Genomic DNA, 13,772 nt, shown 5'->3' with positions numbered 1-13,772 from the left:
TTATTAAACCGCCCTTTTTTTAAAAGTTGTTTATTTTTTTAATATTAAATTTTCTAAATACCTTAGGGCAGAAGCCATTAGGTTTTTTCGCCCCTTTGCTTTCTCTTTAAAACGCTTTAAAGTCGCTCTATTTAATTTTCGTCCCTTTATAAAAACATAGGTCGGATTTTCAAGTGTAGATAAGGATATTAAAGGGTTGTTATCAAGTACTAGTAAATTGGCAATTTTACCTTCTTCAATAGTTCCCAATGCTTTCATAATTTTATGTGTAGTAGAAACATTTGCGGTGGCTGTTTTTAATACTTCGTAGTTGGTTAAGCCAGCTTCTTTATAAAATTTTAATTCTTTGTGTATTGAAAAACCAGGAACCGTAACGCCAATGCCAGCATCGGTACCACAAATTATATTTACACCAGCTTCGTGCAGTTTTTTTACAATGGTTAGGTGAAAATCGTGTTGGTTTTTTATTCTACTTACTACAGTCGAATCGTTTTGTTTTGCATTAAACCAACGGTTAAATTGATTTTTACTATCAACCTTTCTAATGAGTGGGTTTATGTAATTTAATGATTCGGAATCTAAAATAGAATCATTAATCATCATTTGGTAGATGTTATTAAATACAGTAATAGTAGGGCAGTAACTAGTGTGTTTAGAAATAGAAATAGAGTTGATGATAGGTTTTAATTTAACTGTGTCTAACTTAAACTGTAAAGGTTGTTGTACAATTTCTTCAGCGTGTTCAATGGATTTAATTTGTGGATGTAAATGATAAGAAAACGGTACTTTTTGCGAAGGATGTGCAACGATATCCATACCAGAAATTTCGGCTTGTTCAATCACGGCATCAAAAATGTTTTTATCTAAACCATAGTATGTTTTTATAAAATCGTAACCTCTGTTTTTATAAGAAATCACCTTTTTTTTAGCTTCATTTGGACTAGTTAGGTTCAAATTATCATCCCCAATAAATTCTGGACCTGTTAGTTTTGGTCCTGTTGTGAAAAATAAAGGAGAAAAAATAGCATTATTTACAATGTCGTTTTTTATGCGCATGTGCATTGGCATGCCCCATAAATTTCTTACTGTAGTAACTCCATTAGCCAAGTAAAGACCAAGTTCGTATTTATCCCAAACGTGAACATGCATATCAATAAGACCTGGCATTAGGTATTTGTTGTTTGCATTAAATATTTTAACGTTATCCACATTAATTGTGTCTGCAATCTTTGTAATTATCCCTTCTTTTATATGTACCATTTTATTTTTTAAAACGGTGTCTTTATGCATTGGTATTATATTGGCATTGGTAATAAGATAAGAATCATTAAATGTTGGTTCATTCTTGTTTACATGCAGATAGCTTGTTTTTTGCGAATCAACCCAAATTGTAATTATAGCAGTAATTACCATAACTCCAATAAAAGCTAGCACAATTTTGAATAAGCGTTTCAATAATTTCACTTTTTTAATTGATGTTTAGTTATTAAATGTTTTTGATGTAAGCATATCTATTTCTTTAATGATGTTTTTTCCAGTGTGCTGTAATTGCTCGTATTGATCTATCATAATATCGAATTGAAAAGCAGCAAGACTTACAACATTTTTAAAGGGCGCTAATGATGTATAGGCTTTATACGTCTCTATATACTCTGATTGCGATATGGCTAATTGTGCCAATGAGTCTTGTGGCATAAATGCCGACGCTAGAATTAAACTTCTATCAAACTCCTTAGATATATGTGCTTCTTGTGTTAAAATATAGTCGTTATAGCTTTTTTCATTTTCAGCAATATTTTCTATCATGCCGTGGTATTGAATTAACAAGGAATCTAGCACTGTATTGTTAATTTTTACAAAAGACGATGAATTCTTAAGCGATTCGTATCCATCGGTTTTGGGTTTAAAGAAAAAATCTGCAAAAGCAGTACCGCTTATCATCATGGTATAAATATTTTTTTCTTCAGTATTGGTTAGCATTGCTACTCTTGCTTTTTTACATACATCTGCTATTTGTTTCCTTCCAATGGTAATGGTGTCCAATTGTCGTAAATCTTCTTTGGTATGCGACTTTATTTTCACCAAATAGTCTTTTAGAATACTATTTGTCTTTTTTGTCTCATTCCAATTGTTAATCTGTAAAGCAATTAGTATCCCTAAAACTACTAATAATATTTCACCAAAGGCATATTTTAAATATTCGGTAGTTTTTCCTTTCTTAAGAAGTTGAAATCTTATTTTTCTAAAAATTTTCATTCGTCCACTGTTTTAGTTGCTAAAGGCTGTTTCTTTTTGCGTTTTAAGTATTTAAAATTCCACTTTAGTCCGAATAGCGGATGTAATAGATTAATTCTTCTTATAACGAATTCATATATAATAAAACATCCAATAAATGTTATTACCACAAGCAAAGGAAAAGATATATATACAGGAAACTTAAGGGGTAAAATTAAAGCAGAAGCCGTATAGAGTACTAGCATATGAATAATATAAACAGGATATGCTGCTGTGCTTAAATAAGATAATAATTGGCTTGGTTTGTTTAAGTATTTATGGCAAAATCCAAATATCGCTAAAATCCAACTATTGGATTCCATCACTGTTAAATAACCAGGTGCTTCAGTGGCATAAAGTATAAACCTAATAGTAAATAAAATTGCGGCAATACCAAGGTATAACCAGCGCCATTTTAAAACATTCTGCCGAAAAGATGGTCCTATATACATAAATAAGAACCCAAAAAAGAAACATAAAAACCCTAAGGAAAAACCGTGCCAAGTCTCTGCGTACAACGCAAAATTTGTAGGTTTAAATGCTATAACCTCTACAATAAAAAATACAGTTACAAGTAAAGGCGTTAATGGGTAGGCCATAAGCTTTTGTAAAAACAGCTTTACCCTTATATTTTTCGCTTTCTTAAGATATAAGAATACTGGTAATAATAAAATTACATAAGTAAATATGTTCCCTAAGAACCATAAATGTCCCATATGGGGATAATAATTTAAAGCCATGTTGTAATATTTTTGAAAAACAAACATATGTAAAGGCGTAACGGCTACTATGCCAAAGAGAAATGGTACCAAAATACGTTTTGCTCGTTCTTTAATTAACTCACTCCAATTTCTTTTTCTCATAGCGAAGAACAGTCCCATTCCAGATACATAAAACAAAATAGGTATCCTCCACACATTTAGCAAGGTCATTGGTTTCCAAAGATTTGTGGATAAATTTTCACTTCTAATAAAGGCTAAGAACATAGCCCATGGCTGAAATACAATAGCAATATGGTAGATTAATAACAAACCAATTGCAATTACCCTTAGCCAATCTATATCATACCGTCTTTCCATCGTATTTAAGTTTTAATTAATAAAATTATTGAAGCATTATTGCAATTACAGGTCTAGCCTTTTCAACTTCGGTAAGGTCTAATTCGAATCCCATTGGTTCTAACTGCATCATCATCATTTCATATACAGGTTTAATTTGCGAAAAATCACCTAAAACTACTTCTCGTGGAGTAGCACCATAATTGTTTTTAATTGTTGTATCTGCATTAGCATCAATAAGCATTTGTACCATTTTTACTTTTCCAAAAAAAGCAGCGGTATGTAATGCGGTAGAGCCATCATTATTTTTAATAGATAAATCTACATTGGCTTTTAATAGTGCTTTTACCATTTCTGGTTTGTTAAATGTAATTGCGGTAATAATTGGGGTAGATCCACCCATAGGCTCTTTTTTATTAATATCCCTGCCAGCTTTAATATGCTGTTTTAAGGCTTCAAAATTATTACTGATAATGGCCTCATGAATGTTTTGTTTTGGGACTTCTATCTTAGAGGTTATCCCTGATTTTGATGATACATCCTTGTTTTGGTTTATACAAGATGTTGCAAAACATACTAGAGATAAACAAAAAAGTAATACTGTTTTAATGGAATTGATTTTTAAAGTTTTCATAGTTTTAAATTTTAATAGTTATACTGTTTTTATTTGATGGTACAAATATCCCATAAGTCTTGATGCAGGTTTAAATAACTGTGAATCAACTTATATGAAGTTTTCGGCGTGGGTATAAATTATGATGCATCGGTATAAATTATGACGCAAATACATTAAATTCATCTTAAATTTTATTTCCTGAAAAATGGCTGAAACTTTACATAGTTAGTTACTTGTCTTGTTCGTATCGCCACTATGCACATCAAAAAAAAAGAGGCTCATCTCAACAAATTCTAACTCATTTTCGGTTAAGAAAAAATGAAGATGAGTTTATACTGAAAACCATAAAATGAATAGATTTTATTAACTATTTCTTGAAAATACTTATCTTGTTTTCTTTTCATTATTTATGTCTCAAACTTCTTATTCTAGCGACTTTTTAAACCGAGCAAAAACATTGGTGTTAGATGAAATTTCTAATGAACAGTTTGGTGTTTCGGAATTGGCGGCTGTTATGAACATGAGCAGATCGAGTTTACTGCGAAAAATTAAAAAGCAAACAGGGTTATCTGCAAGTCAATTCATTAGAAAAGTTCGTTTGGAAGAAGCAAAAATACTACTTGAGGAAACTGAGTTTACCGTTTCTGAAATCTCCTATAAGGTTGGATTTAGCAATACTTCTTATTTTATAAAATGTTTTAGGGAAGAGTTTGGTTTTCCGCCAGGGGAATCCAGAAAACACCTTGAAGAATACAAAGAAGAACCAGGTAAAAAAAATGATGAAGAGGTATTAAATACAAAACCTTCCAACGAAACAGCATCATTGCAAAAGCCTTCTAAATCATTTCTAAGCAGGCATAAGCACAAAATCATCATTGTAATAGCAGCATTGGTAATTGCATATATTAGTTTTTATTTAGGCAGTACTTCTGAAGATGCAGTGGCGATTTCCAATACTCAAAAATCAATAGCGGTTTTACCATTTAAAAATATGAGTGCAGATTCATCCAATCTCTATTTTGTAAACGGTCTTATGGAAGCCTCTTTGGGCAATCTTCAAAAAATTGAAGACTTAAGAGTTATTAGTAGAACATCGGTAGAAAAATATAGGGCTTCAAAACAATCTGTTGTTGAGATTGCCAAAGAATTAAATGTTAAGTACATTGTTGAGGGTAGTGGACAAAAAAATAAGAACGAGGTATTATTAAATATTCAACTTGTTGATGCTACTACAGATACGCCTATATGGACTGCGCAATACAACTATGAATTAGATGATATATTTGAGCTTCAGAATACGGTGGCAAAAAAAATTGCTCTAGCTGTAGAAGCCAACATAACACCAAAAGAACTTGCTAGAATAGATAAAAAACCCACTAAAAATATCGAAGCCTACGATATGTTTTTGCAAGGTTATGAAATAAGCCAAAATAAAACTGCCGAAAATTTACAGCAAGCGATTTTATATTATGATAAAGCCATTAGTCTAGACCCCGAGTTTGCTATGGCCTATGCACATAAAGCCATAGCGTATTATTATCTAGATGAATTTAAAATTAAAAAGAAGTATGTTAATGAGCTTAATGAAAATGCCGATAAGGCCTTATTGTATGATGCTAAGTCTGATATAAGTCTTATGGCAAAAGCTCTGTACTATGTTGCTACACATGAATTTAATTTGGCCATTCCGCACCTAGAAAAAGCTTTGGAATACAATCCTAATTCGGCCGGTGTCGTATTATTTTTGTCTGATTTGTATGCTCGTGCCGTACCAAATACTGCTAAGTATTTAAAATATGCCTTAAAGGGTATTCAGCTTAATATAGAAGCAAATGATTCCATAGGAAAAAGTTATATCTATCTTCACTTAAGTAATGCACTAATACAAACAGGCTTTGTAGACGAAGCCCTAGAAAACATTGATAAATCGCTCCGTTATAACCCAAACAACGAATATGCGCCTTTTCTTAAAATTTTTATAGAGTACGCCAAGTATAAAAACTTAGAAAAAACTACCGAATTACTTGAAAATGAATGGCGAAAGGACACTACTAGACTTGATATTTTAAACGAAGTAGCCAAACTAAATTATTATCAAGAAAACTACAAAAAAGCGTATAAATTCTATAAGATATTAAATACTATAAAAGCAGAGCGCCAAATAGATGTGTTTCCACATGAAAGCTTAAAAATGGCTATATGTTACGAGAATATGGGTTTAGAGGAAGCAGCTAAGCAATTTTATAATAGCTACTCTGTATATTGTAAAAACGATAAATCTATTTATAAATCGGCTAGTTTAGCCTTTAAACATATTTATAATGGTAATTATGATGATGCTATAGCACAGTTTAAGGTTTTTTCCAATAAGAGTAACTTTCAATATTGGATGGTTGTTTTCTTACAACAAGATCCACTGATTAAAAAACTACAATCGCATAACGAATACCATAAGGTAATACAGAGTATAAAGGATAAATTTTGGGAAGACCACAAAGAAATAAAGCAAACTTTAAAACAAAATAACCTTTTGTAATTACCATATAAAACACTTTTATTCTTATTGGGCTTGTACGTGAGCGGACACATAATATTAATTATATTACAGGTTTTGTGATTTTGCAAAATTTCTTTCTAATATGTACAAAAACAAAGTATACAGTTTGGTTTTTCGATACATAAACCGTATTTGTAGTTAGGAAGCGTTTTAAATTAGGCTAAGGGCTATGTAAAGTTCCATCGGTTAAAAGTTTTTATGCTAAAACTGGTTTATAATTTATAAAACCCCCACAATAACTACTGTATCCGCACTAATGATTTTTTACATTGATTAAAGCGGATATAAATAATGCGACACCACATACTGGTGTGGTAATAGTTATGTATATTAGGGTTTAAAAGTATGGTTTGTATTAATTAAAAGCGGAATGCCCTTAGGGTAATTAAGACCTATATAGCTACCTCCATTTTCTCTCCAACGCTCGAATATCCATTCTTTGGATGCCGACCATGAAAACTGGTACAGAATCCTTGAGAAAACAATACTTTCTATATCTGATACTATATCACTTACCCAAATATCTACTCTAGCTGGTGCCACAGGTTCTTCTTCAGAGCTTCCTATAATCACTACGCTATAAGATTCTGGTGCAATTCTTAAATTAGTTTCATCTTCACGAAACCTTTTTGCATTATCAGGCGATTTAAGGGCAACATCATCGGTAAAAATAGAATGTCCATCAGAATCTAAAATATCGTAATCATATACTTGCTCTGGTGGGGAGGCGCCTTCCGAATAACTACTCGGACCTGTAGCCGCTGTAACAAAAGCTAAACTTAGTCTTTCGGTACTGTCTGGGTGCAACGGTATAAACGCTTGTGTAAGGTGCACTTGTGCTGTTGGTCCTTCTGGACCTTCTACTCCTTGTGGTCCTTGTGGTCCTTTTAACGAATTTATAAAATCGGTTTCAGTACCGGTATTTCCTAAATTTAACCATATTTGGTAGGTACTAAGTCCGTTTTCTCCATCTTTACCATTTTTACCGTCTATACCCGGAGCACCTTTTTCTCCTTTAGGCCCTGGTAATTGACTTTCACTCGTTTTAGCATGCAACGCAAAAGGCACACTTAGCAATTGGCTAGTACCTGTTATGGTATAATTGCTGCCGCCTGTAGGGTCGGTTTCGGTTTTTATAAAATACGGACCTTGGCTCCAATCTATGGTAGCAAAATTATCGGTAGTAGTTCCGTTACCAATAGCAATGCTTAACAAGCCATTGGCATTGGTGGTTGCCGTGTGGGTTTCTGTGTATACACTATTGCCAGTAGCAGTACCTTGTAAAATACTTATTTGTACACCAACAGAAGCTTCTGTTACCAACTCTTGGTTGGCATTGCGTATTACAGCCTGGTAACTTATGCTTTCGGGAGCTTGAGAGAAACTATAAATCGAAGTAAGCACAAAAATAAAAAGAGGGAATAACTTTTTCATAGGAAATATGTTGTTATTTTTTAGCAACAACCTTATAGACTATTAATCTATAAGGTTGTTTAAAATTTTTACCGAAAGAAATTAAAACTTTCTTACTGCTCTAATACGGTAACTATTGCTCTTAGAAAGTTTTTCAAACTTCCCAGTAGTTGGGTTTGATGCCCATGCTAAATCATTTGAAACCGGTGTAACAGACCAATAAAACTCATTTGAAAACGTAAATTTATCTTTAACCCTACCATCTCTAAATGAGCTAAGCAGGTCTTTAGATGGCAATAACCAATCTGAATACCCGTTAAACGTCCAATCTGCACAAATTTTAGCTGCAATACCACTTGTAGTACATCCTGCAAGTAGAGCCGTATTTTGTGATTTAGTGCTACTATGAGAACCACCAGTAATCATATTCGAGATACTTGTACCTGCACATCCCCAAGGTGCAGAAACGCCAATATCTTCGGTTGCAGCAACATAGCCATGAAATTGATTTTCTATATAGTCATCATTATAAGGCTGTGCTATGTAAGTAATAATACCTCCTGCGTGAGTGTCTCCAATTTCTTTAGGGTGAGTTGTGCTAGATATAATATCTGCATTAGGAGAAATAAATTTATCATTTATGATCAAACGAAAATAATAACGGGTATCGCTTTTTAAATTCGTTAGATTTAATTGAATCCTATCGGAATCAGGATTGTTAAATTCAGCTAAATTTATACTTGAGACCTCAGAATTAGATGGAATTGGGTTTGAACTGGTAGAATACAATAATGCTAACGAAGTAACATTGGGGTCTAATTGGTATTCTCTCCTTTTTGTTTTAACTTCAATTTCTAATTCATTTTTATAAATCTGTCGCATTTCTACTGATAACTCATTATAAACACTTTCATAACCGAATGCTACCAAATTATTATCGGAAATAACGCTATTAGACCAACTAGGCACGCCTTCACTAACAGAGAGTATGCTCGAACTATCTCCAACAGGCAACAACTCCCAAGCACTGCCATTCCAAGTTAGTAAATCACCTTTTTTGGTGCCAGCTGGTATTTGCACCATATTGTTTATGGTAGTTTGTAGGTTGGTAATGGTTGTATTTAGTGAAGCAATTGTTGATGTATTAGAGGTAACTTCTGATTTTACAGTTATAATTTCGGTATTCGCTTCAGTAATTTTGGTACTGTTAGCTGAAATACTATTCGAATTAACAAGAATTGCATCTGCATTTGTAGCAATCCCAGAAATATCTTGATCGCCAGTATTTGTGCCCGATAAATTGCTAAGGTTCACCTCGTCTTGTGTACTTATAGAGGCTACCGTTTTAGCATGAAGTGCAAACGGCACACTTAGCAATTGGCTAGTGCCTGTTATGGTGTAATTGCTGTAGCCTGTAGGGTCGGTTTCGGTTTTTATAAAATACGGGCCTTGGCTCCAATCTATGGTAGCAAAATTATCGGTAGTTGTTCCGTTACCAATAGCAATGCTTAACAAACCATTGGTATTGGTGGTTGCAGTGTGGGTTTCTGTGTATACACTATTGCCAGTAGCAGTACCTTGTAAAATACTTATTTGCACACCAACATTAGTTTCTGTTACCAACTCTTGGTTGGCATTACGTATTACGGCTTGGTAACTTAATTTTTCTGGGGTTTGAGTAAATATTTGTGTGGTAAATAGTATGCTTAAAAAAAATAAAAGTAGGTTGTTGTTGTTTTTCATTCTAATTAGTTTTTAATGATTTTAAAAGATTTTAAAAGTTCATAGTTAGCTCCAACAACATTAAGTTGGTATGTAGCTATATCTAAAGCCTCCATGTTTATTATAGTTGTTTCGTTAGTTATGGTTTTTTCCATTATTTTACGTCCCATAACGTCGTACAGTTCATAACGCAGCGCATTAACGTTTGTCATTTTTGTTTTAAGGTTTACTTGAGATGTGGTAGGGTTGGGAAACACCATAACATCGAGTTGTACACGAAACGAATTGCCTGTTAAGGTTTTAAGATTAAATGCGTATTGCACCCCTTGCGACACACTGCCATTACCAGTAGTTATAGTACTGTAAAATACTTGGCCAACAGAGTAATTTACACTACCGTTAAAATTAGAAATATCACCACCAGTGGTATTTAGCGATTCTTGGGCATTGATATTAAAAAGGCCAACCGCCATAATTAAAGCTATGCAACTAAAGCTTTTTAACTTTAACCCTATATTTTTTTGGGTTTTAAAATAGGTTTGTTTCATAAGTGTAAAATATTTGAGTTTTGATTTGAAAAAAGGAATTTTTAGAAATTTAATATGATTTTTACGTAAACGATAGTAACTAGAACTAAGCCTTGAATTGGAACGATATTTTTAACGTTGTAGCGGTTATATCTGGAAATTAAAAATAAAGCATACCAACTATAATTAGGTTATGTATAACATTTTGTTCAATTCCATTAAAAATAATGTATATAATTGGGTTTAGGGCTTTGGGTAGGGCTTTATAGAATTATAAATACATTGTTTATTTACTTTAATTTTTTTAGTTCAACTGGTTTTTGGGGTGTACTGTATGCTTCAATAGGTAAAAAAAAACAAAATTACATAAAAGTAAAGCGCGCTATTTTAATTTTTAGATAAATACCATATACCTGTTGTTAAAAAGTGGTTTTGTATAGATGAGTAGAGTTGTAACGTATTTTGGTTACAGTTTTGTTGAAACCTAATGTTTGTTATTTTTACATTTGTTAAAAGAATACAATAAAACATATAAATTTTATTCGCTTAAGAGGTATATTTTTTGCAGATTGTAAGTCATATTTTCTTAGTGAAATATAATTTTTCAACATAAATAGCACTAATAAAATGTTTTCGCAAAAGAGTTATTTAAGCTATTTTTGTACATTACTTTTTTCCATAATCTCACTTTAGCATTTAATGATTAAAAAAAACGTACTCTTATTTATAGTATTGGCTCTATGTTTTTTATCGTGTACAAAACAAAACACCGAAAAACATAAAGTAGGCTTCTCGCAGTGTATTAGTAAAGACGATTACCGTAAAGCCATGGACTATGAAATGATGGTAGAGGCATCATTACATCCAGAACTAGAGTTAACTATTTTTCAGGCCAACGGAGATATAGAGGCGCAAAAATCGCACATTCAATTCATGATAAACAATGATTTTGATGTGATAATTATTTCTCCAGCACAATCCGATCCTCTTGTTGAGATTATAGAAACAGCTTTTAATAAAGGCATTCCTATAATTATCGTAGACCGAAAAATTAATACAGATAAATACACTGCTTTTGTAGGGGCTGATAATATGGAGGTTGGCCGTAACGCGGGATATTTTATAGCTTCTTCAAGTACAAATAATGCTAATGTTCTTGAAATAAGAGGTAGTGGTAATGCTTTTCCTAAAATGGGAAGACACCTTGGGTTTCATGAGGTGGTTGATAATGAGCCCAATATAAAAGTTCCCTATAGCTTTGATGTTGAAGATTTTGAGCGTGTATCACAAATATTGGATTCTATACATAAAACCCCAATAGATTATGTGTATGCATTTAACGATAATATTGCTTATGATGCTTGGAAAGTTGCAAAGGAAAAAGGCGTAGAAAAGCGCATTAATTTTATAGGTGTAGACGGTTTAAGCGGTTTAGATAATGGTATTCAGTTGGTGCAAAAAGGAATTTTGGCAGCAACAATATTGTATCCTACAGGTGGCGATGAAGCCATAAAAATAGCCATGAAAATTTTGCAGGATGAAACGGTTCTCAAAGAGAATATCTTAAACACAACTGTAATAGATTACAGGAATGCAAAAATAATGGAAAAGCAATATGAAAGAATTAATAAGCACCAAATTGATATAGAAAAGCAACAAAACGTTATTCGGGAATTAGAGAATACCTATTCAACACAGTCTAATATTTTAAAATGGCTAGCAGGACTTTTAATTATAAGTATTTTACTTGCGGCTTACAGTATTTTTTCCCAATACAAACTAAACAAGAAAAAGCGTACCCTAGAGCTTCAGAATAAAAAAATAACCGTTCAAAGAAATCAAATAAAAAGTATTGCCAAAGAGGTTAAAAAAAGCAATGAAGCAAAAACTAATTTTTTTACGGGCTTATCGCACGAGTTTAAAACACCAATAACGCTAATATTATCTTCGGTAGAATCTATGTTTGAAAATAAAGCCATAAAGGAAACCAAACTTTCTAGAGATGTGGCTTTAATTTACAACAACTCCAAAAGGTTATTGCGGTTAATCAATCAATTGCTAGACTTTAGAAAGATAGAAGACCGTAAGTTCATATTAAAAGCTTCCGAAGTTAATCTTTATGAATTTTCAAATCATATTTTCAAAGATTTTGAACGAGAGGCCGAAAAACGAAATATTAACTTCTCGTTACATGCAAATAATAAGGATTTAAAAATTTACCTCGATAGAGACCTTATAGATAAGGTATATTTTAACCTGCTTTCTAATGCATTTAAATTTACGCCAAATAATGGTACTATTAGTATGAATATTGTGGATAACCCTGAAAAAGATACGGTAAATATTCACTTTAAAGATTCTGGTATTGGTATTCCCAACAAAGAATTAAATAGCGTGTTTAAAGCCTTTTACCAAGGCTCTAATAACAATCAATCTAGTTCGGGTATAGGGTTGTTTCTTTCCAAAGAGTTTGTAGAACTTCATAAAGGAGCTTTAAATGTACATTCTAAACACGGAACAGAATTTATTGTAACTCTTCATAAGGGGAGCGACCACTTAAAGTCTGAAGAAATTATTTACGAGCCAGATATGGTAGACGATTCCCTAATTAGGTATACGGATGATGTTGATTACCATGAAGGAAATTTTACTGAAACCGAAACTAAAGATAACGAAGAACACTATTCTATTTTAATTATTGAAGACAATTTAGATTTAGTTACCTATTTAAAAGGGAAACTAGCAGCAGATTACTTGGTGTATACTTCAGATGGGACAGATGCTATAGATAAAGCCCTAGAGCATATTCCCGATATTATTGTTTGTGATGTTAATTTACCAGAAAAAAGTGGTTTCGATATATGTAAAACACTAAAAAACGATTTAAGAACATCGCACATTCCAACCATAATTCTTACGGCACAAAGTAGTAAAGAGTCTTATATTCAAGGATTACAATCTGGTGCAGACCTTTACTTAACAAAGCCTTTTAGCTATGCTATACTTTTACAATCTATTAAGTCCTTACTTTATAATAGGGAGAAGCTGCGTTATTACTACGTTAATAATATTTATAGATTAGATAATAGTGAAGACAATTTTGGACCTTTTGAGCAAAATTTTATTTCTAACATCAATGAGCTTATAAACAACAACTTAGATAATTCTAATTTTTCTGTAGAGCAATTGGCCGATGAGTTAAATATTTCAAGAATACAGCTATACAGAAAAATGAAAGCTATTTCTGGAATAAGTATAAGCGATTATATTCAGAATATAAGACTAGAAAAAGCAAAAGTTTTACTTAATGAAACAACCCTAACTATTTCAGAAGTTGCCTATGCAACTGGTTTTTCTTCACCTAGTTATTTTTCCACAAGTTTTAAAAATAAGTATAGCAAAACACCCAAGGCTTACAGAAGTAACAAATAAAAAAAAGCTAAAAACGCATTGTTTTATTCTTAGTTTTTAGGTTGCTTTTTTAAGTGTTCTGTATTTTTTGGTGGTCTATTTTGTTTTTTTAATAAAACAGACGTGTCAATTTTTAAACAGAATCTTCTTTTTCATTCAAACTTTAGGTAACAATTTTTAAAATTAAAGTAACA

Annotated in this window: 9 protein-coding genes; 2 read left to right on the top strand and 7 right to left on the bottom strand. The window is 32.3% G+C overall.

Annotated elements, in window-relative coordinates; translation table 11 throughout:
- Window positions 1-30 precede the first annotated feature (30 nt).
- Genes CLV33_RS05615 through CLV33_RS05600 form a run of 4 tightly spaced genes read right to left on the bottom strand, consistent with a single transcriptional unit; the run spans window position 31 to window position 3,966 of the window.
- Entirely contained in the window at window positions 31-1,464 is a 1,434-nt protein-coding gene (locus CLV33_RS05615) for an amidohydrolase family protein (RefSeq protein ID WP_105473053.1), read from the bottom strand.
- A 15-nt stretch (window positions 1,465-1,479) separates the two neighbouring features.
- Window positions 1,480-2,256, bottom strand: a complete 777-nt coding sequence (locus tag CLV33_RS05610) for a DUF6090 family protein (protein ID WP_105473052.1) — start codon at window positions 2,254-2,256, stop codon at window positions 1,480-1,482.
- On the bottom strand, window positions 2,253-3,353 hold the full coding sequence (locus CLV33_RS05605) for an acyltransferase family protein (RefSeq protein ID WP_105473051.1): 1,101 nt from the start codon (window positions 3,351-3,353) through the stop codon (window positions 2,253-2,255). Before CLV33_RS05605 ends, CLV33_RS05610 begins: the two co-directional genes overlap by 4 nt.
- A 25-nt stretch (window positions 3,354-3,378) precedes the next feature.
- On the bottom strand, window positions 3,379-3,966 hold the full coding sequence (locus CLV33_RS05600) for an ankyrin repeat domain-containing protein (RefSeq protein WP_105473050.1): 588 nt from the start codon (window positions 3,964-3,966) through the stop codon (window positions 3,379-3,381).
- 391 nt (window positions 3,967-4,357) lie between these two features.
- On the opposite strand from CLV33_RS05600, the gene CLV33_RS05595 reads away from it, so the two are divergent.
- Window positions 4,358-6,484: a helix-turn-helix domain-containing protein gene (locus tag CLV33_RS05595; protein ID WP_105473049.1), complete on the top strand. Its 2,127-nt coding sequence runs from the start codon at window positions 4,358-4,360 to the stop codon at window positions 6,482-6,484.
- A gap of 351 nt (window positions 6,485-6,835) precedes the next feature.
- Here the strand turns inward: CLV33_RS05595 and CLV33_RS05590 are convergent, their stop codons facing one another.
- The 3 genes from CLV33_RS05590 to CLV33_RS05580 form a co-directional block, all read right to left on the bottom strand.
- On the bottom strand, window positions 6,836-7,939 hold the full coding sequence (locus CLV33_RS05590) for a collagen-like protein (protein ID WP_105473048.1): 1,104 nt from the start codon (window positions 7,937-7,939) through the stop codon (window positions 6,836-6,838).
- A gap of 81 nt (window positions 7,940-8,020) precedes the next feature.
- Window positions 8,021-9,661 carry a DUF1566 domain-containing protein gene (locus CLV33_RS05585; RefSeq protein ID WP_105473047.1) on the bottom strand — a complete coding sequence of 547 codons (1,641 nt, stop codon included), beginning with the start codon at window positions 9,659-9,661 and terminating at the stop codon, window positions 8,021-8,023.
- A 5-nt stretch (window positions 9,662-9,666) separates the two neighbouring features.
- On the bottom strand, window positions 9,667-10,188 hold the full coding sequence (locus CLV33_RS05580) for a T9SS type A sorting domain-containing protein (RefSeq protein WP_105473046.1): 522 nt from the start codon (window positions 10,186-10,188) through the stop codon (window positions 9,667-9,669).
- Between the two features lie 678 nt (window positions 10,189-10,866).
- On the opposite strand from CLV33_RS05580, the gene CLV33_RS05575 reads away from it, so the two are divergent.
- Complete coding sequence (locus tag CLV33_RS05575; RefSeq protein WP_105473045.1) at window positions 10,867-13,599, top strand: substrate-binding domain-containing protein; 2,733 nt, start codon at window positions 10,867-10,869, stop codon at window positions 13,597-13,599.
- Window positions 13,600-13,772: the final 173 nt, after the last annotated feature.

The organism is Jejuia pallidilutea, from assembly GCF_002973595.1.
Lineage (GTDB): Bacteria > Bacteroidota > Bacteroidia > Flavobacteriales > Flavobacteriaceae > Jejuia > Jejuia pallidilutea.
This window is presented reverse-complemented; position numbering and strand designations above follow the sequence as displayed.

Coding starts and splice junctions, on each gene's coding strand:
- CLV33_RS05585 (WP_105473047.1), bottom strand. CDS start 9,661: ATGAAAAACAACAACAACCTACTTTTATTTTTTTTAAGCATACTATTT.
- CLV33_RS05590 (WP_105473048.1), bottom strand. CDS start 7,939: ATGAAAAAGTTATTCCCTCTTTTTATTTTTGTGCTTACTTCGATTTAT.
- CLV33_RS05580 (WP_105473046.1), bottom strand. CDS start 10,188: ATGAAACAAACCTATTTTAAAACCCAAAAAAATATAGGGTTAAAGTTA.
- CLV33_RS05595 (WP_105473049.1), top strand. CDS start 4,358: ATGTCTCAAACTTCTTATTCTAGCGACTTTTTAAACCGAGCAAAAACA.
- CLV33_RS05575 (WP_105473045.1), top strand. CDS start 10,867: ATGATTAAAAAAAACGTACTCTTATTTATAGTATTGGCTCTATGTTTT.
- CLV33_RS05610 (WP_105473052.1), bottom strand. CDS start 2,256: ATGAAAATTTTTAGAAAAATAAGATTTCAACTTCTTAAGAAAGGAAAA.
- CLV33_RS05600 (WP_105473050.1), bottom strand. CDS start 3,966: ATGAAAACTTTAAAAATCAATTCCATTAAAACAGTATTACTTTTTTGT.
- CLV33_RS05605 (WP_105473051.1), bottom strand. CDS start 3,353: ATGGAAAGACGGTATGATATAGATTGGCTAAGGGTAATTGCAATTGGT.